The organism is Microcoleus sp. B4-C1, from assembly GCF_036705285.1.
Classification (GTDB): domain Bacteria; phylum Cyanobacteriota; class Cyanobacteriia; order Cyanobacteriales; family Microcoleaceae; genus Microcoleus.
In genome coordinates, this window is the sequence record NZ_JAUBUC010000019.1 from 1 (window position 1) to 19823 (window position 19823).

Consider the following 19823-nt stretch of genomic DNA (forward strand, 5'->3'; position numbering starts at 1 on the left):
TCCCGCCCGTCCTTTTTGGACGGGCGGGACGCCCATCCCACTTTCAAGAGTGGAAGTTATTTAATTCTCATTCCTAAACATCCTACCTTTAAAGTTGTTTTATTTTCCGTCTTGGCTAATAGGTTGCTTCGGCCAAGTAAACCGAAAAGTTGCTCCCTCACCTTCGGCAGATTCTAGGGAAATAGTGCCCCCTTGACCTTCGACAATTTTTTTCACCAGCGACAAACCAATCCCAGTATTTTCAACTTTATCACGAGCTTCCAAGGTCTGAAAAATCACAAAAACTTTATCGTGATATTGAGGATCAATTCCCGGCCCGTCATCCTCTACAGAAAACTCGTAAAAATCATCTAACTCTTTAACCGATATGTTTACGTGACCCGATTCAGCTCGGTTGTGCTTAATTGCGTTGCTAATTAAATTAGAAAAAACCTGCTGCAACAGCAATCTTTCTGCCACAAAAGTTGGCATTTCCGGTTCAACTTTCACCTCAAATCCAGACGGCGGCGCCAACGAATCAATAATTTCGGCTAATAAATTCTCAACTTTTACCATTTCCGAAGGCACTTGAATCCGTCCGACGCGGGAATATTGCAGCAGTCCCTCAATCAAACCTTCCATGCGGTAAACTCTGCCCCGCAGCAGGTTCATTTGGTGCAGAGTATCCTCTGTCATCGACTCGCTGAGGTCTTCTTCTATCCAACTGCTGAGATTGGCGATCGCCCTGAGTGGCGCTTTCAAATCGTGAGAAACTACATAAGCAAACTGGTCTAATTCTTGATTCCGCTTTCTTAAAACATTCGTCGTTTGAGCCAGATTTTGGGCTGTTAACCTCAATTCTTGAGCGCGCAACCGCAGCGATTCCTGCGCTTGTTTGCGATCCCTAATATCTTCAACCACACTCATCAAAAATTGAGTGCCATTTTCTTCTCGCAGCAGCGAAACCGTCAAGTTTGCCCACACCAACTCTCCGTCTTTGCGGATGTAGCGCTTTTCCAGAGAGAAATTTTCAATTTCTCCTGCTAACAATTGGCGCACAAGTTCCAGTTCACTTGCCAAATCTCCAGGCCAAGTAATCTCCTGAAATCTTTTCTCAACCAATTCTTGCCTGCTGTAGCCCAAAATATCGCAAAGTTTTTGATTGACTAACAGAAATTTGCCTTCCACACTCGCTTGCACCATGCCGACTGCCGCCTGCTCAAAAGTAGCGCGAAACCGCTGGGCGCTTTGGGCTAAAGCAATTTCTGAGCGTTTGCGATCGCTAATATCGTTGCTGATTTCCAAAATAGCAACCGGTTGATCTTGATCGTCGTACTGCAAAGTCCATCGGCTTGCCACCGTTATTTTTGTCCCGTCTTTCTTAGTTCGCACCAGTTCTCCTTGCCAAGAACCCTTCTCGAAAAATACTTTTTGAATTACCTCAAAAGGTTGAGCCCATTCTGTTTGTAAAAGCTTGTGAATATTTTTTCCTACTGCTTGCGACTTCCGCCATCCGTAGAGCCACTTCGCCCCCAAATTCCAATAAGAAATCGTCCCATTCAAGTCTAGTACCGCGATCGTATCGTTGGCCAAATCCAGCATTTGCGCTTGCTTTCGCAGAGTTTCTTCGGCTTGTTTCCGTCCTCTGGCATCGCGGCAAATCGCAATAAACAAGTGTTGATTTGCCAGACGCATTTCGCTGATAGCTAACTCCATCGGAAACTTAGTTCCGTCGTGGCGAATTCCAACTGTTTCTTGCTGGTAAGTCTTCAGCGTAGTATCTGGATGTAACACAAAATATTCGACCGAATAATCCCCAACGGTGCTGTACGGCTGCGGTTGAGCGATCAGTCGCCGCAGGTTAGAGCCAATTATTCGATCGGCTTTCTCGCCAAAAATCTTTTCTGCTGCCCTATTAAAAGACTCAATATTTCCCCGTGCGTCCAAAGTGATAATCCCGTCAGCCGCATTGTCTACCACAGCTTGAATGCGACTTTTACTTTCTTCCAAGCCTGCTTCCCGCTTCCTTAATTCCTTCTCTAAACCATCAAATAAATACCAGGAAGCCCCGGCGCCAAAACAGCCGCAAAGCAAACCAGCAACTTGCACAAAATTAGTGAAATCTATCAAACCCCGTCTTTGCTGATCTAGAGCTTTCTGGTAGGCTTCGCCGGCATTAGCAAACACATTAATTTTTGCACGCAGGTTATCCCTCCTCGCTTTGCCTTGAGTGAACACCTCAATTATTTCCGGCGACTGCACGCTTGTTGCCGAACTGTCGAGCTTATTCAAAGTGTTTTGCAAGAAATTTATATGCTGTTCGGTACTTTTTTTTATATCTTCAAATCGCTGAGCTTGCAGTTTGTTTTCTTGAACCATAACCTTGAGTTTAGCCAGCAGCGGCGGCAAACTCTTCTTGGCTTCTAAGTAGGATGAGAGAAATGCGGGGCGCTTCGTCAACCCGTAACCTCGAATGCCCGTTTCCGCATCCACCACGAGGGTTAACAAGCGGTTAGTTTCCTGAAGTATTGCCCTATTAGTATCTCCTCGCTCTCTTATCTGTATGGTAATCTCTCGGAGGGCTGCAATTGCTAGCAGCGAAGCAAACAGAAAAATAATGGGGATAGCAACGATGATTGTTCCCCGTTGGCGAATTGGTCGGTCTGTCCATACAAAGTGGAGGCAGCGATCGAGCAAATACTTCACGAATATTGAAGGAGAAAGTTTGCTGCCAGTATATCGCTTTTTGGCAGTTTAGGCTATGGATAAGTTTGTTTTGTTTAGTTGGACTATGGCCGGGGACTAACCGTGGAAACTAGATTAGACCCCTGCTATAGCTACCTGCTGACACTAACAGCAGATTTTTTGGCACGGTGTTTAAACGGAGGCAGGGAGAAAGAAAGGACTTTTTTCGACACCGAGACAGCAGGCGAAGCAGAAAGAATGGTTTCTGCTTTACCTTCATTTTCGCCTTCGGCTTCTGCTTTTAAACTAGAGTCTGTTTCGCCAGTGTTTGGAACACTTGTAACTACAGTAGTCCACCTGCCTGTAGCCGGATCGCGATAACAAGTAAAAGGGTTTATTTTTAGCGGTTGACTGCAAGGTTTAATCATGTAGATGCACTCCTTTGATTCTGAGAAATTGTGCATTGCTTTCAGCAGCAATGCTATCTCGCCCGTAGAAGCAGTATGAAGGCAAAAAGCAGAATTGTGTTTCTGCGTCCAGAGACTTTTGAAACTTCCTGATTTCCTGTTAAATTTTGCCTTCTACTGCTTCGCGACCATAGCATTACTTTTACCAAATTGCCTTTCTGGAAGCAACCCCCCACCGCCTTAATTAGGTTGAGGTGGGACTTGTGAATGCAGCGAGGCCCCCGATCGTGCCTGCAGGACAATCTTGGAATAATATAGGTATTCTAGGCTGAAAAAAAATGCTACTGTGTGATCGACAACAGAGGTCGATCGCGATCGGTGTCACAATTAAAAAGGGAATGGGTAATTGGTAATGGGTAATTGGTAATTGGAAAATTGGTAATGGGGAAATTCTTCCATCTTTTGGCATCCGTTAAATCAGTTAAATCCGGTACACAATTCCTGGAAAAACCCCCACCCGTTAAATCCCTTAAATCCGCTACATTGCTAGTTGCCCAACTTGCTTCTAAGTAATATCAACTTTCGCATTTAAATGAACCGTAAAAGTAGAGCCAACATCCAACTCACTCTCAACAGTAATATCGCCGCCCATCATCTGGCAAAACAAGCGACTAATGGCCAATCCTAAACCGGTGCCGCCGTACTTGCGAGTAGTCGAAGCGTCCCCTTGAATAAAAGGTTGAAACAAACCCTGCTGCTGTTCTGCCGACATTCCAATCCCCGTATCAGATACCTGTAAATACACCCAATCGCTATCGCCTGCTGGTTCGCGAGTCGCACTCAACAGCACCGTTCCACCTTCGGTAAACTTCAGGGCATTCGAGAGCAAATTGAACAGAATTTGCCGGACTTTAGTCAAATCTGCATACATCACTCCCAAATTTTCCGAGCAAGAAACTTGCAATTGATTGTGATTTTTTTCGACCAAAGGGTGCAAAGTTGCAACAACTTCTTCTATTAAATTACTGAGGTCAAATTTTTCTAAATAAAGCTCCATCCGACCAGCTTCTATCTTAGAAAGGTCTAGAATATCGTTAATTAAAGTCAGCAAGTGTTTGCCTGCGTTATAAATTTTTTGGGTATCGGGAATGATTTCTTCGAGTCCCGATTCCCGTGCTTCTTCTTGTAGCATTTCGCTGTAACCGATAATCGCGTTGAGCGGCGTCCGCAGCTCGTGGCTCATATTGGCTAAAAAAGTGCTTTTAGCTCTCGAAGCTGCTTCAGCTTTGTGTAAGGCTTCTTGCAAGGCTATTTCGGCTCTTTTGCGCTCGGCAATTTCGATGCGGAGCAGTTTATTGGCAGTGGTGAGTTGAGCGGTGCGCTGATCGACGGTCATTTCTAGCTGCGCTTTGGCTTTGGAGAGTGCTTCCTGAGCCCGCTGGCGCTCAAATCCTTCGATCGCCAGTGCTACCAAATTTGCCAAAGAATCGGCGAAGGTGCGCTCCTCCAGAGCCCACTGGCGGGGGGCACCGATATGTTCGAGAGAGAGGATGCCCACGATCTGGCCGCCGAGCCTAATTGCTACATTTAATATCGATGAATGTGGCTTGCTGGCATTGGGCAACACAGCGGAATGTTCCGCTAGGGAAGATGAGTGGGACAAATTTGTTTGTAGGGACTTTTGAGTCTTTGTCGTAGGTTCTAAACCATTGTCCGATCGCAAATCTTCGCCCGGTGCGTCGCCTTCAACATCTAAAATTGATAAATTTAAATCGCTTGCCGATAGGGACTCCCGGCTCAAATGATTCTCTTGGGTGCGATCGTACACGTCGAGACAAACTAATTTGAGGTTGGGGATTTTAAACTTAGAATGATTAGCCCCCTCGTGTTGCTCTGGGGCAGCGGTATCTGTCTCGATTGCCTCTGTTTGGTTGTGAGCGAGCACTCTCTCAGTAAAGTTTAGCTGATCGCTGGGGTAGCGATTTCCAAATCTTCCATGGTTGTAAAGCCAGACGCTGACTTTTTCCACATCCAAAGTCCGGGCGGCAGCCTCGGTAATTTCGCGAATTCCCACATTCAGTGCACCGCTGTTGAGAGTCCTCTGCCTACCTAGCTGCAACAAAGCCAAACTCTGGCGGCGGAGGCGCTTTTCGCTCTCTTGGAGGGTTTGTTCTGCTTCCTTGCGCTGGGTGAGGTCGTACAAGGCGCACAATGCCGTCGGCTCGCCGTTAAACACCAGCGACTGAACCGAGATCATGGCCCAGAAAGCGGTGCCGTCTGATTTTTTACAGTGGAGTTCGTAGTTTTGCAGGTATCCCTCTTTAGCAAGTGCCTCAAGTACCTTTGGGCGATCGGCGGGGTTGAAGTAAAAGTCTGGAGTGCTGCAGCCGATCAATTTCTCTAGGGGTATGCTCAGGAGAGAAGCCAATTGAGCGTTCGCATACATAATTAAGCCGTCACAGAGGCGAGAAACTAATATCGGCACGGGAGTTGCCGAGGCGATCGCCCGAAACTGCTCTTCGCTTGAACGCAGCGCCAACTGAGCTTTGCTCAGCAAGTGAGCTTCCATCGTATCTGAATGTTCGGTGGTTGTCTCCAGCAAAAGTTCTAGGTCAACCTTTTCGCGCTTCAAGTTTTCAAGTTCCGCACTCAGCCGCTGAACGTCGAAAAGTAGCTGTTCTGTCGATGGTTCTTCCTGCATAGCAATTGAAAATTGGTAAATTTTAGTCGGTTCTGAAGTTTTTTATGGTTTTGTGCTAGTTTAACTATGACTTATTCCGATTAACTTCAGCCACCCTGATCCTGGTTCGCGGACTTAGCCGGAGATTTATCTTTACCTTTTTCGTTATTATTCCAATTCTAAGTGCAAGGAAGGCATCAGCCGCTGCAAGTTTTTCAGGGATTTCATCTGCCAGGGGATCTGTTTAGAACCTTTGATGGCGATTTGAATATTTTTTTGCTGGCGCACTTTGATCACAAATTTTGAGACAATATTAATTCCAGAACTATTTAAAAATTCTAGCTTTCGCAAGTCTAGAGTCACCGTGTTTGGGCAGGAGTCAGCCACTTCGTTGAGCAGATCGACGATCGGTGCGTATTCTTCCACCTGGCTGAGTCGGAACGATCCGCTACAGATGACTGTTTGCGTAGTGCGATCGTACTGGATCGTGTAATCTTTGGTCTGAATCTCCATACTTTTGTCAGTTGCCGATTTTGAGTGGTAAAGGCGCTTTGGCTGCGTGAGTGAGGATTGAGCTTCAGGCTAGCACGATCAAAATTCAGCCGTTTGCCGAATGCCGAATGCCTTTGCGTGTGTAACTTTTATTACATATACTGCCAACTGTACCATTGCCACAGGGCAGTTATGAGTTATTTTAGGATTTATCAGTTGTGTCAGTTGTGATACCAGTTGGCAAAAAGAGTGCAACTGTTGACTAGCTCTCAACCCTGGTAGTCATCAGTCATTGCCAATCTAACATCTCAAATCTCAAATCTCAAATTGTATGAGTTGTGGGGGTTAAGGAGACCAACTTTTGCTGAAGTTCCGAGCTATCAATTCGATTTATTTTCTCAAATTGGTATTGACAAAATCGCCAAAGTGTGAGAAATATTGCACATCTGACACTGAAGTGAAGGGGAGAATATTTAATGGCAATTTCAGGAATTACAGAAAAGCTTTTGGCCGCTAAAAAAGCTAAGGGAATTAGTTTTGCAGATTTGGAAAAACTTTTGGGGCGCGACGAAGTTTGGATTGCCGCGGTTATTTACCGTCAAGCTACCGCATCAGCAGATGAAGCCGAGAAAATTGTCTCGGCTTTGGGACTAGATAGCGAGACGGCTGCGGTTCTCTGTGAACCTCCGTTAAAAGGTTCTTTGGAGGCCTCGGTTCCGGTTGACCCGCTGATTTATCGTTTCTATGAAATTATGCAGGTTTACGGGATGCCACTCAAAGCAGTGATTCACGAAAAATTTGGTGACGGGATTATGAGCGCGATCGACTTTACTTTGGATGTCGAGAAAGAAGCAGACCCAAAAGGCGATCGAGTGAAAATAATTATGTCGGGAAAATTTTTGGAATACAAAAAATGGTAAGCCCGTGCGGCTTTATTTTCAAGTGAAAATGAAAAATTAAAATTGGCTCCCATGACTCATGACTAATCACTAAAGCCTCAAAAGTGTTAACTTAGAAACAGAGATCGCGAAGCTTGACTGCGCCAAAAAACCGAGACAAGCCCCCGACTTAAGTCGTGCAGAGCCCCAAATTTTAGACCCTAGTTCAGCTCCAAAATTCATCTGTGGAGTAAATCTAAAATCTAAAATCTAAAATCTAAAATCGACTGACTGGCTTGGGTGTCCGATCGGGAAACCCTTCTAGGGCACAGCTAAGGTAACTCCCGCGGCAACTTCCCCAGTCGAAACAAGCAACCGCAACCGTAAAGTAAGAGGCAAATATGTCAAAATATGACTCCCATCTCAGATGCTCCTTTTGCGGCAAGTCGCAAGAGTACGTCCGCAAGTTAATAGCTGGGCCCGGCGTCTACATTTGCGATGAATGCGTGGAACTGTGCAATGAAATTTTAGAGGAGGAGTTCTTTGACTCCAGTAAAACAATTGGCCAACAGATTCCCCAATCAGAGGTGCGAGAGTCTCAGGGACAAGGAACCAGGCGCCCAGGTCGATCGAATAAATCGAAAATTGTTTTAGCTCAAATTCCGAAACCAACAGAGATTAAGCAGCATTTAGACAACCACGTCATCGGCCAGCACTCAGCAAAAAAAGTCCTTTCTGTAGCAGTTTATAACCACTACAAGCGCTTGAGCGTTGACCAAGTAAAAGATAGCGACAAGTCTTCCCCTGACAGCGATGTAGAATTGCAAAAATCCAACATCCTGCTAGTCGGGCCCACAGGTTGCGGTAAAACTTTGTTAGCACAAAGTTTAGCGCAAATGCTCGAAGTCCCGTTTGCGGTAGCGGATGCGACGACACTGACAGAAGCTGGATATGTCGGCGACGATGTAGAAAATATCTTGCTGCGGCTGTTGCAAATGTCCGATTTTGATGTGGAAGCGGCGCAGCGGGGCATTATTTATATTGATGAAATTGACAAGATTGCTCGCAAAAGCGAAAACACTTCGATCACCAGGGATGTATCGGGTGAAGGAGTGCAGCAAGCGCTGCTAAAAATGTTGGAAGGAACAGTGGTTAACGTGCCCCCGCAAGGCGGCCGCAAACATCCTTACCAAGATTTTATTCAAGTTGACACTAGCAAAATTCTATTTATTTGTGGCGGTGCTTTTGTCGGTTTGGAAAAAATAGTTGAACAGCGTTTGGGTAAAAAATCCTTGGGCTTTATTCAGCCAACAGAAACCGACAGCAACTCAACTTTGCCGGCGAAAGACAAGCGGGCCGCTGATATTTTGCAGCAGGTACAGCCGGACGATTTAGTCAAGTTTGGTTTGATTCCTGAGTTTGTGGGGCGGATTCCGGTGGTGACGGTGATTTCGCCGCTGGATGAGGCGGCTTTGATGCAGATATTGACCGAGCCCCGGAATGCGCTGGTGAAGCAGTATCAAAAGCTGTTGAAGATGGACAGCGTGGAGTTGGAATTCCAGCCGGAAGCGCTACGGGCGATCGCCCAGGAGGCCTATCGTCGCAAAACTGGCGCCAGAGCTCTCCGCAGCATTTTAGAGGAGTTAATGCTGGATGTGATGTACGAGTTGCCTTCTCGCAAGGATGTGGCTAATTGTATGATTACTCCTGAAATGGTCGAGAAGCGATCGACTGCTGAATTGCTGTGGCATCCCGCATGGCGGCAGCACGAAACTGCATAATTTGTAATTTGTAGGGTGCTTGTGGGGCACCCTACAAATTTGCTACCTTTAATTCCCTTGGCGAACCCGCCTCTACAAGCCGAACACTACAAACTTTTTTCAAGGTCGATCGAGCGAATGCAATCTTAAGGTAAGACCTTAAGGAGTAAACTTATAACTGTAAAAATAACTGTCGAAAAAATGCCAAGAAATGCAGCTAAAGCAAGTAAACAACCCAGAGTTAAAATACCAAGTTTCCTAGACGGAATTCCCGGAGTGTCAATGGCAATTCAGTGCGGTTTGGTAGCCAGCCTAATGTTGTGTTGGTACGATTTCAAATACAACACGACAGTATTCTTAATTCCGCGATCGGCAGTAGCAGAAAAAGAAATTTTACTCATCAATCAAAGGCAGCAAGCTTACTATGCAGAAAATAATCAATTTAGTTCTTCCCTAAAAGGATTAGGTCTAGAAAGTGAAAAAGAAACCTACGATCATTATTATAAATACAGAACTCGGTTATCAATGGGTCCGGTTCAAACTTTACACAATCAAAGCAAAGCAGCACCATTTGAAATGACACTCGCATTCGCCCAACCTCGCGATCGTAGCATCAAGAGGTGGTATATGGGTGCAGTAGTTGCTTTCAAAGAAAATGGTAGCAATCTACTAACAACTATGGCAGCAGTTTGTGAGAGCGATGCCCGTCCTCAAACAATCAGGAGTCTGCCAACTTTTGACGGCAAAGAAATTCACTGCCCCTCCGGGACAAATATGTTAAGGTAAGACCTTGAAACTATTTTGCGCCACTCTTCGATTGTTTAAGTAAAATTCAAAGTACCAATTGCCAGGTTGGTCATCTTTTTGAAAATTGTACCAGCACCAAGTATTTAATCTACCTCCTGTCGTTTTTAAATTCGATGCACCCCGCTGTACTAAATTTCCTTGAGGGTTAAACACCTCACAATCTCCTCTATATTCTCCCTCTGGCAAGTTCGCAGCACTTACGGTCAAATAGACTTTCTTTTGTTGTTTCAAAGACCAGACATCTGTAGTTTTTGTAGCTTCTAGCTCGTCAGTCAACCTCGCTTGAGTTAAAGCTTTTAAATTTTGTTTGTTAGTTATTGGTGGGGAGTCAACTACTGCTTGAGGTTGGGGATAAGTTAGTAACAACGGACTAAAAATAGCAGCGACGACGGGGCTAAGCATAGCAGCAATTGGAGCAATTACTGTTAACAACCCAGTTACTGTTGATAATCCGACTAATATCAGCGCAAGTTTTGAGTTGTGGCGCTGCTGGACTACTTCGAGGGGAATCAAAGCATTGAGGGCCGCATCTGCCGAAGAATAGCGGTGTTTGAAATTAGGTTCCACCATTTTTTGCAGCCAGTCAAGAAATTCTGGAGTTAGCTGCTGCAAGCGATTTTTTAAATTAATCTGCCTTTTAAAATTAATCCGTCCCGTCTCGTCCATCAAGCTGCCAATTTCGAGAGAACTTATCCTAATTAGCAAGCAAATTAGCGTCGCGCCGAGACTGTATAAATCCGATGCCACAGTTAGCTGCCGATTGAACATTTGTTCTGGCGGCATAAAGCCCAAAGTACCTTTAACAACGCTGCTGGCGGCCACTTCTCCCCCGCCGAGTCTAGCAAATCCAAAATCGACAAGGCTGACATTCAGGCGATCGTCCACCAAGATATTCTCCGGTTTTAAATCTCGGTGAATTACTGGCGGAACGCGGTTTTGCAAGTATTTAAGAATTTCTAAAACAGAGATAGCAATTTGCTTGATTTGCTGTGGCGTTAGCTTGCGGAGAGTTGCGAGGGAATTGGCATTTTTGTATTCCTGTACCATGCAGAAACCCGATGCTGTTTGGAAGGAATCTAAATACCGAGGAATGCTGGGGTGATCCAGTTCTCGCAAAATCTGAATTTCTTTTTCGTAAGCTTGATACTCCGACCACTTAGCGCCTGTTTTGGCAAATTGAAATTGTTTGATAGCTACGGCACGTTGGGTATTAATTTCGGTAGCGAGATAGGTAACTCTACCGCCGGCGCGATTGTGTCCGAGTTCGCGAGTTATTTGATAGCCGTAGTTAGAAAAGTCAGGAAAAGCATTCATAGTTAAATAGTTGACAGTTGACAGTTGACAGTTGTAATTGGGAATTGGGAATTATCTCAATCGTACAATCTCCCAATCTGCGGATCGTACAATCTCAAATCTAATGACTGCTGACTAATGACTAAGGACTGATGACTACGGTCTAATTAAATTTTGTTCTGATTTGCGATAGTTGGAAATAATTCTTTTTGGGTTAAAAACGAGCGTGTCAACTAACGCAATTGCAATCACGACTAGAGGGAGCAGTGTCACTCCTCCTGCAGCTATTATTTCGATTGGTTCAACCCATTCCAACTGATTACCCAATTTTAAAAACAATCGAAAAGCTGCTCCCAATAGCGTACAAAATACGACAGTAAGAAAAGCTATTTTAGTAGCATCTGCTTTAAAAATTTTTCTAGTTGCTTGCTCGGCAACTATCTTGTTAACGCTGGCATTTACGATCGTTGGAATTAAAGCTCTCCCTAACACCGCCATTACTAAGATTCCCCCAGCGGCAAAAATTATAGTATAAATCAAATTAATTATTAGATTAATCATTAGATGTAGTTCTTTAATATCCGGGCTTGAAAAAAGCATAAGGGCAAAAAACATCGGGGTAAAAATAATGATTACTACACTACTACTACCGAGAATGACTTTCAAAATTAGCTTAAAAATATCTAACCATTTAACACTAATATCACAGTTGAGTTTATTTTGATTTATTGTAATGATGGCTTCAGCCCAAGTAAATCCCAAAAATACGCCCGATGCTACCCACCACGAAAACATCTGGATCCACAAGTTGTTGGAGTTGATGAGGTTAGTTAATAACTCCGAAATCATAAAACCTGCTAAGGTAAAACAGCACATAAAAGCCAGCCTGCGCGCAGACAAAGAAGTATTTTTTTTCGGTACGTGCAAGGCAGATGTGGTGACTTGCAATTCTATTGTATGAGTTTCCGGCTCGGAATTGGCGTGTAAGATGATTTGGCGGTTGTAAGTTTGACTTGCCAGCAATTTTTGAGTATCAACTCGAATTTGGCATTCAATATTATTGCTTTCAAAAGACTGCGGTACAAAGGAAATCCAAGAATGGTCGTAAGGCGTGTGTGGCGGGTCATTCGGATGTGGCGCGACTTCCCATCTGCCGCCAAGCATTGTATCGGGAATTGGGTTGCTAATGGCGATATTTTGCGCTAAAATTTCTCCATATTCTGTAGCGGTAAGTTCCAGCAGATTGAGAGCGAGCCTAACTTTTGGCAATTGTTTAACATCCAAAGATTCTAGGGCAGCTAAAGCATCAGCCGCTGACTGATATCTATCTTGAATTCTCGGCGCTACCATTTTCTCCAACCAATTCATCCAACTTTGCTGCAACGGCGGTACTAAATGCCGAAAATGAATGCCATAATTAGCATCAATCAAATTGCCAACATCTGCAGATTTTGTACCAGTTAACAAACAAATGAGGGTGATTCCCAAACCGTAAAGATCCGAGGCTTTAGTTAATTCTCGGTTGAACATTTGCTCCGGCGGCATGAATCCCATCGTACCTTTGACAACGCTGCTGGCTGCAATATAGCCGCCTCCAATTCGTGCAAAGCCGAAGTCTACTAAGTAAACATTTAATTGGTTGTCAATTAATAAGTTTTCTGGTTTGATATCGCGGTGAATTACAGGCAGTTTATGAGATTGCAGGTAAGCTAAAATTTCTAAAGTGGCGATCGCAATTTTTTTGAGATCAGGCAGCGAAAAAGTGCGATCGCCCGCCGATTGGGCCTTGATATATTCCTGAACAATGCAAAAACCGCTATCTGTTTGAAAATCGTCAAGATAGCGTGGAATTCCGGGGTGATCGAGCTTTTTCAGCACTTGGGTTTCCTGTTGGCTAGCGGAGTATTTCGCCCAGCTAGACCCTTGCGCGAATTGAAATTGCTTAATAACAACTGATTTATTGGTGTTAGTTTCTGTAGCTAGATACGTGACGCGGCCGCCCAGACTGTTGTATCCGAGTTCGCGAGTGATTTGATAGCCATGTGTGGAGAAGTCGGGAAAAGTTGTCATAGGTAGTTCTTCTGGTTTAATTTATCTGGGAATATATTAAAAATTGCTATTACCAAGATAACTTTTTTCAAAAAAGGCGTCAACTGTGATAAGATTTGATTTCGCGATCGGTTCTAGCGGGGAGCAGCCGTTAGAGGAAACGGGGAAAGTTCGGTGCAAGTCCGGCGCTGTCCCGCAACTGTAATGAAACCGTTGTGGTTTCTCAAGTCAGAATGCCCGCCGATATATAACTCACTTTTGAACGCATCTGCGAGGTACGGATGATGGATGGAATTAACACGGCTGTACGCACAAAGCACAGTCTATTTGTTTGCACTGCTTGCGCTAGTGTTTGGAAAAACGGCAAGCGCGAAGGTAAAAGCGGCGGTCAACAATTTATGGAAAATTTGTCGCAACTCGCTAAAGATTGGGAGTTTTCTGATAAGTTTGAGATTCAAGAGGTTGAGTGCATGAGTGCTTGCAGTCACTCTTGTGCGGTGTCTTTTGCTGCTGTTGGAAAGTACACTTATCTGTTTGGTGATTTACCAGCCAATGAGTCGGAAAGCGTCGAGGCTGTACTCGAATGCGCGGGTCAATACTATGCTAAACCAGACGGTTTGTTGCCTTGGTCTGAGCGTCCTCAAGCTCTGAAAAAAGGTGTTTTAGCAAAGATTCCTCCGCTGGTAAATTAGAGTTTTTCTCCTTACCATGCTCGGCCCATTGGTGACAACTTAACGTCAAACCGATCGTCTCTCTTGTTTTTATCGAAATCTAGATCCCCCCTAACCCCCCTTAATAAGGGGGGGACAAGAAATATTCTCTTTCGTCCCCCTTCTTAAGGGGGATTTAGGGGGATCTAAACTTCGCCTAAAAGCGACTTTTATTGTAGGTTTCAGTATTAAGTTGTCACCTACGATCACGGCCTGGTAACGCATACGCAGAGGCTCGGCCTCGTATTAAAAGCGCTCCTTTATTCCAGCGAGGCCGAGCCTCTAGATTAGCATTCCCAGGCAGCGCCTGGAAGATATCCCATCACCAAATAAGCACAAAATTATCAATGCACAAAATTCCTGTTACTGTCATCACTGGTTTTCTCGGTAGCGGCAAAACTACCCTAATTCGCCACTTATTGCAAAATAATCAAGGTCGCCGCATTGCTGTTCTGGTTAACGAATTTGGCGAAATCGGAATTGATGGAGAACTGCTGCGCGATTGCCAAGTTTGCGACGAAGAAGAAAATGTCAGCAGCAATATTGTTGAACTAACAAATGGTTGTCTTTGCTGCACTGTTCAAGAGGAATTCTTGCCGACTATGCAGGAATTATTGAAGCGTAGAGAGCAAATTGATTGTATCTTAATTGAGACTTCGGGCCTCGCACTTCCTAAACCTTTGATTCAAGCTTTTCGCTGGCCGGAAATTCGCACGGGTGCTACTGTGGATGGTGTTGTTGCTGTTGTCGATTGCGAAGCTATTGCTAGCGGTTCTTTTGTCGGTGATATCGATGCTTTGATGGCACAGCGGCAGGCTGATGATAGTTTAGATCACGAAACTCCGATCGAGGAATTGTTTGAAGACCAGTTAGCCTGTGCCGATATGGTACTTTTAACGAAGGTCGATCGCGTAGATGTGGAAACTCACAAGAAAGTCCAAAGCTGGTTGCAGCAAGAGTTACGTCCGAGTGTGAAAATTGTGCCTTGCAAAGGTGGCGAAATTAACCCCGATGTGTTAATGGGATTTAATGCGGCGGTTGAGGATGATTTGGAGTCTCGCCCAAGTCACCACGACACTGAGGAGGAACACGAGCACGATGATGATATTAACTCGACTTTCTTTATTGCCGATCGCGAATTTGAACCTGAAGCTTTGGTGAAAAAACTGCAATCCTTGATGCAGCAGGAGGAAATCTATCGGATTAAAGGGTTTGTGGCGGTTCCCAAGAAACCGATGAGGATGGTGTTGCAAGGTGTCGGTTCGCGGATAGAATATTTTTACGATCGCCCTTGGCAACCTTCCGAGATCCGTCAAACCAAATTAGTGCTGATTGGTCGAGAGTTAGAGCGCGATCGAATTGCAGCTATGATTAACAATTAATTGTCATCAGTCATTAGCCACACACGCTGACCTCAGAAACCGGGTTTCTTCCTATATTTCTCGTTCTTCCAAAACTCGTAGAAACCCGGTTTCTAGCCCTATGGGTAAGCCCTGAACCAAAGACTGCGTATTCCTGTAGTTAAAAACTCTTAACATTTTTTAATAAACTTGCTACTGCCAGCAAGTTTGGTGTAGAATAACGATAATGGTTATCATTGTACACTAATCGAGGTCAAGTATGGTGAGTGCTGGGGCGATCGAATCAGTTCCTGTTACCGTTCTCACAGGCTATCTGGGTGCAGGCAAAACTACGCTACTGAACCGAATTTTAACAGAGGAACACGGCAAAAAAGTTGCAGTCATCGTCAATGAGTTCGGCGAAGTAGGCATCGACAACCAACTGATAATTGATGCCGACGAAGAAATTTTCGAGATGAACAACGGCTGCATTTGCTGTACAGTCCGAGGCGATTTAATTCGGATTATCGGCAACTTAATGAAGCGGCGAGACAAATTTGACCACATAGTCATCGAAACCACAGGTTTAGCCGACCCCGCACCAGTAATTCAAACCTTTTTTGTAGACGAAGATATGCGGGACACATTACTGCTAGATGCAGTTGTCACCGTAGTCGATGCCAAGCACATCTGGCAGCACTGGGAGTCAGACGAAGCTCAAGAACAAATTGCATTCGCCGATGTAGTTTTGCTCAACAAAACTGATTTAGTGACTGACGAAGAATTGGCAGAATTAGAAAAGCGAATTCGCGCCATGAATGCAATGGCAAAAATTCACCGTACTCACAACGCTGAATTACAAATGGATGCTTTGTTGGGTGTCAAAGCATTTGATTTAAACCGCGCATTAGAAATCGAACCCGACTTTTTGGGCGAACATACTCACGAACACGACGAAACAGTTACCTCGGTAGCAATAGTCGAATCTGGTGCTATTGATGGCAACAAATTTAGCGATTGGATTGAGGAATTGTTGCGAACTCAAGGCACAAATATCTTTCGGACAAAAGGCATTTTGAATATGGCTGGAGAAAACAACAGATTTGTGTTTCAAGGAGTGCATATGTTGTTCGATGGCAGACCGGATCGACCTTGGAAAGATACAGAAATTCCGAAAAATGAGCTTGTATTTATCGGTCGGAATTTAAACGAAAATCAATTGCGAGAGGATTTTCGTAAATGTCTGGTTTAACTGACATATTGAAGCATTTTCAATAAGCCTTTTAGGAACAGGCAAGATGCCTGTTCCACAAGAAGAGAATTCATCTTTTGTGGAAGGGAACAGGCAAGATGCCTGTTCCACAAGAAGAGAATTCATCTTTTGTGGAAGGGAACAGGCAAGATGCCTGTTCCACAAGAAGAGAATTCATCTCTTGTGGAAGGGAACAGGCAAGATGCCTGTTCCACAAGATGAAAATTCATCTTTTGTGGAAGGGAACAGGCAAGATGCCTGTTCCACAAAAAGACAATTCATCTTTTGTGGAACGGGCATCTTGCCCGTTCTTAAGAATAGTACAATATGTCAGATTCAATAAATATGGGTAACAAAAAGACAAATAAAAGTGAACTAACCCTGCAATTTCACGCTAAAAAAATGCTGTCTGACTACGTAACTGCTGTTACTTGGTCGCCGGATGGCAAAACTTTAGCAGTCTGTTCCGCTGCGGGCGAAGTGATGTTAGGGACTGTAGGGGCAATGAATGAATTGTCCTTGCAACCGCTACAAACTGCTACGGGTAAATCAGCCGATTGCTTGTCTTTTTCACGCGACAGTCAATTCCTAGCTGCTGGCGGACAAGATGGAAAAGTGCGAATTTGGCGCGTTAATTCTGGGGAATTAATTGCTAATTTGGACAACCAGCGCGTCTGGGTGGACAAGTTAGTTTGGAGTCCGAACTGCAATCAGTTAGCTTTCAGTATGGGCCGCTGCGTTCAAGTTTGGAATGCTGATGATGATGTTGTTGAAGTAACGCTGAATTTCGACTCATCATCTATCCTCGATTTAGCATGGCATCCTGTTGTTAAATATCTGGCAGTTAGCGGCTATCAAGGTGTCAAAGTTTGGGACGGCGAAGACTGGGACGAAGACCCGCACGTCTTGTCAGTACCGTCTGCAACAGGTGCAATTTCTTGGGATACGTCAGGGAAATATTTAGCTTGCGGTAATATTGACAACACCCTAATTGTTAATGAATGGGGCAGTTCTCAACCGTGGATAATGCAGGGTTTTCCGGGGAAAGTTCGGCAGTTAGCTTGGTCGGATAAAACTAATTCTTTGGGTGCACCTTTGTTAGCTGCTTCGAGTTCTCAAGGCATTTCTGTCTGGGAAAGAGACGCTGATGAAAGAGTCGGTTGGGAAGGTTGGGCGTTAGAAGTGCATGAAAAAGTTGTAAATGCGATCGCCTTTCAACCTACCACATTTTTATTAGCTTCTGCAGCCGCAGATGGTCAAGTTTGTTTGTGGTATGAAGCAGAACAATTGCTGCAAATTCTCAAAGGTGCAGAGGGCGGTTTTTCCTGTCTCGCATGGCATCCCGAAGGCCAGTTTCTCGTGGCTGGCGGCTGTGGAGGCGAATTGCTGGTTTGGTCAAAGTCTATGCGTGGCAAAGGCTTCGGGGGGCGCTAAGTTCGCATAGGCACCGGTTTGACCAAAACATAAACAATTGAAAACTTTAGGACTTACCCACGGGTATCCAGAAACCGGGTTTTTCGAGCGTCTACTTCGTTGCATACCGCATCGAGTAAAAAACCCGGTTTCTAAGCGTCGAAGTGCGTCCTGGAGTGTTATCCTCTCTTTCTTGTCAAAATCCCTTGACTGGGACTGAACAGCAAAGCTACTAAAAATAACCCAAAAACAACTAATACAATTGCGGCACCAGAAGGCATATTCCAATAATAGCTGAGATACATACCAGTCACGCTAGCCATAATCCCAATAATTGCTCCTAATCCCATCATTAAATGTAACTCTTTTACCAACAAATACGCCGTCATTCCCGGCCCGATTAATAGCGAGATTACTAACAGCGCCCCCACAGTTTGCAAACTCGCAACAATCGTCAGCGTAATCGCCGAAATCATCCCCAAATAAATCCAGTTTACAGGCAAACCGCACGCTTGCGCTCCCTGCGGGTCAAAAGTATAGAATAGCAGTTCTTTATAAAATATTTTAACAGTCGCCAAAATAATCAAAGTTATCACAAAAGTCTGCTGCACGTCAGCAGGTGCAACTGACAATATATTCCCAAACAAAAACCCATCAAGGTCTAATTTGGTTGTCCGCAACAGGCTAATTAAGGTGACGCTAATTGCTAAAAATGTCGATAAAATTAATGCCATGACTGCATCAATTTTTAGGCGCGATTGGGATTGAATCCACGCCATAATTACGGCGCTGATAATTCCCGATATAAACGCGCCGATCGAAATATTGAAACCTAACGAAAAAGCCACAGGCAATCCTGCTAATACTGAATGGGCAATCATGTCAACCATCATTCCCATTTGCTGTACAATTAGGTATGAACCGACAACGGCGCAGAGAATTCCTAGCAAAATGCCGACGGCGATCGCATTTCGCATGAACTCGAATTGTAGCGGCTCAATTAGTAGGTTTAACATTGAATTAGGTTAATAATAGGTTTTTTTTAACTACAATCAATTGCACAGGCGGGACGCCCGTGCCACAATCAATTGCACAGGCGGGACGCTTGTGCCACAATCAATTGCACAGGCGGGACGCTTGTGCCACAATCTACTTCACAGGCGGGACGCTTGTGCCACAATCAATTGCACAGGCGGGACGCTTGTGCCACAATCCACTTCACAGGCGGGACGCCTGTGCCACAATCCACTTCACAGGCGGGACGCCTGTGCCACAATCAATTTTAAAGATAAATCTTTTTTGGCTTACGCTGACACTAAACTTAAATCGTATCCATAGGCTTTTTGAATATTGGCTGCGGTGAGCACTTCCTGGCAGGAACCGCTCGCAATTAACTGCTTGTTGAGCAATAATAAATTGTCGTACTGTTTTAACGTTTCGCCTAAATCGTGGCTGATTACTAGCAATGTTTTATTTTCTGCTTTTAGTTCGGCAAAAATATCGAAAATAATTTCTTCGGTTGCTTTGTCGATCGCGTTAAAAGGTTCGTCGAAGAAGAATAAATCGGCTTGTTGGGCGATCGACCTTGCTAAGAAAATCCGCTGCTGCTGTCCGCCGGAAAGTTCGCCAATTTGCCGATCGCGCAAATCCCACATTCCCACCCTCCGTAAAGCAGCTTTCACCAATTCTTGCGACTGCTTCGAGGGGCTGCGAAACCAGCCAGTCTTAACGGTTCGCGCCATCATCACCGCATTCCACACCGTAATCGGATAATCCCAGTCAATTTGCGATCGCTGGGGCACATAAGCCACCCGCGATAACTGCTGCTTCAACAACCGCCCCTGATATTTCACCAAACCGCGACAAGCCGGGATCAATCCCAGCATCGCTTTCACCATCGTGCTTTTCCCCGCGCCGTTGGGGCCGAACACACCCGTTAATTGTCCGGGATCTAACTGGAAATTCACGCTGTTGAGGGCTGCAATTCCGCGATAATTGACAGCCAAGTCTTGCACTTCTAGCATAATTAGAGATTTTGAGAACGATTCTTGTTCGTAGCTACTACAATAGGATAACTC

General features: G+C 44.8%; 16 protein-coding genes and 1 riboswitch. Of the genes, 8 read left to right on the forward strand and 8 right to left on the reverse strand.

Annotated features, from left to right (window positions below; all coding sequences use genetic code 11):
* Positions 1-99: 99 nt before the first annotated feature.
* The 4 genes from QUB26_RS10280 to QUB26_RS10295 form a co-directional block, all read right to left on the reverse strand.
* Positions 100-2685: a PAS domain S-box protein gene (locus QUB26_RS10280; protein WP_333317786.1), complete on the reverse strand. Its 2586-nt coding sequence runs from the start codon at positions 2683-2685 to the stop codon at positions 100-102.
* A 131-nt stretch (positions 2686-2816) separates the two neighbouring features.
* On the reverse strand, positions 2817-3092 hold the full coding sequence (locus QUB26_RS10285; protein WP_333081403.1) for a hypothetical protein: 276 nt from the start codon (positions 3090-3092) through the stop codon (positions 2817-2819).
* A gap of 544 nt (positions 3093-3636) precedes the next feature.
* On the reverse strand, positions 3637-5772 hold the full coding sequence (locus QUB26_RS10290) for an ATP-binding protein (RefSeq protein ID WP_333317789.1): 2136 nt from the start codon (positions 5770-5772) through the stop codon (positions 3637-3639).
* A 147-nt stretch (positions 5773-5919) separates the two neighbouring features.
* Positions 5920-6264, reverse strand: coding sequence for a slr1659 superfamily regulator (locus QUB26_RS10295; protein WP_333241491.1), 345 nt, complete (start codon positions 6262-6264; stop codon positions 5920-5922).
* Positions 6265-6719: 455 nt separating this feature from the next.
* On the opposite strand from QUB26_RS10295, the gene cynS reads away from it, so the two are divergent.
* The 3 genes from cynS to QUB26_RS10310 all read left to right on the forward strand — a co-directional run bounded on the left by cynS (position 6720) and on the right by QUB26_RS10310 (position 9667).
* Entirely contained in the window at positions 6720-7163 is a 444-nt protein-coding gene (gene cynS / locus QUB26_RS10300) for a cyanase (protein WP_333241493.1), read from the forward strand.
* Positions 7164-7522: 359 nt separating this feature from the next.
* The gene (clpX, locus tag QUB26_RS10305) at positions 7523-8902 is read left to right on the forward strand and encodes an ATP-dependent protease ATP-binding subunit ClpX (protein ID WP_333241495.1); all 1380 of its coding nucleotides are present in this window, start codon (positions 7523-7525) and stop codon (positions 8900-8902) included.
* A gap of 180 nt (positions 8903-9082) precedes the next feature.
* A complete protein-coding gene (locus QUB26_RS10310) occupies positions 9083-9667 on the forward strand; it encodes a type IV pilin-like G/H family protein (RefSeq protein WP_333241497.1) in 585 nt (194 codons plus the stop codon).
* Here QUB26_RS10310 and QUB26_RS10315 read toward each other — a convergent pair.
* Together QUB26_RS10315 and QUB26_RS10320 are read right to left on the reverse strand one after the other, a co-directional pair.
* Positions 9659-11002, reverse strand: coding sequence for a serine/threonine-protein kinase (locus tag QUB26_RS10315; protein ID WP_333317791.1), 1344 nt, complete (start codon positions 11000-11002; stop codon positions 9659-9661). The genes QUB26_RS10310 and QUB26_RS10315 overlap by 9 nt on opposite strands.
* 135 nt (positions 11003-11137) lie before the next feature.
* A complete protein-coding gene (locus QUB26_RS10320) occupies positions 11138-13051 on the reverse strand; it encodes a serine/threonine-protein kinase (protein ID WP_333317794.1) in 1914 nt (637 codons plus the stop codon).
* 91 nt (positions 13052-13142) lie between these two features.
* Positions 13143-13289: riboswitch (cobalamin riboswitch) on the forward strand.
* Between the two features lie 22 nt (positions 13290-13311).
* On the opposite strand from QUB26_RS10320, the gene QUB26_RS10325 reads away from it, so the two are divergent.
* The 5 genes from QUB26_RS10325 (at position 13312) to QUB26_RS10345 (ending at position 17766) form a co-directional block, all read left to right on the forward strand.
* Complete coding sequence (locus QUB26_RS10325) at positions 13312-13722, forward strand: DUF1636 domain-containing protein (RefSeq protein ID WP_333241503.1); 411 nt, start codon at positions 13312-13314, stop codon at positions 13720-13722.
* Between the two features lie 365 nt (positions 13723-14087).
* Positions 14088-15122, forward strand: coding sequence for a cobalamin biosynthesis protein CobW (gene cobW, locus QUB26_RS10330; protein ID WP_333241505.1), 1035 nt, complete (start codon positions 14088-14090; stop codon positions 15120-15122).
* Positions 15123-15360: 238 nt separating this feature from the next.
* On the forward strand, positions 15361-16332 hold the full coding sequence (locus tag QUB26_RS10335) for a GTP-binding protein (RefSeq protein ID WP_333241507.1): 972 nt from the start codon (positions 15361-15363) through the stop codon (positions 16330-16332).
* A gap of 98 nt (positions 16333-16430) precedes the next feature.
* On the forward strand, positions 16431-16685 hold the full coding sequence (locus QUB26_RS10340; RefSeq protein WP_333302635.1) for a hypothetical protein: 255 nt from the start codon (positions 16431-16433) through the stop codon (positions 16683-16685).
* Complete coding sequence (locus QUB26_RS10345; protein WP_333241509.1) at positions 16660-17766, forward strand: WD40 repeat domain-containing protein; 1107 nt, start codon at positions 16660-16662, stop codon at positions 17764-17766. Before QUB26_RS10340 ends, QUB26_RS10345 begins: the two co-directional genes overlap by 26 nt.
* Before the next feature lie 158 nt (positions 17767-17924).
* On the opposite strand, the gene QUB26_RS10350 is transcribed toward QUB26_RS10345, so the two are convergent.
* A complete protein-coding gene (locus tag QUB26_RS10350) occupies positions 17925-18761 on the reverse strand; it encodes a metal ABC transporter permease (RefSeq protein ID WP_333317796.1) in 837 nt (278 codons plus the stop codon).
* A gap of 288 nt (positions 18762-19049) precedes the next feature.
* Positions 19050-19769, reverse strand: coding sequence for a metal ABC transporter ATP-binding protein (locus QUB26_RS10355; RefSeq protein WP_333241512.1), 720 nt, complete (start codon positions 19767-19769; stop codon positions 19050-19052).
* Between the last annotated feature and the right edge of the window lie 54 nt (positions 19770-19823).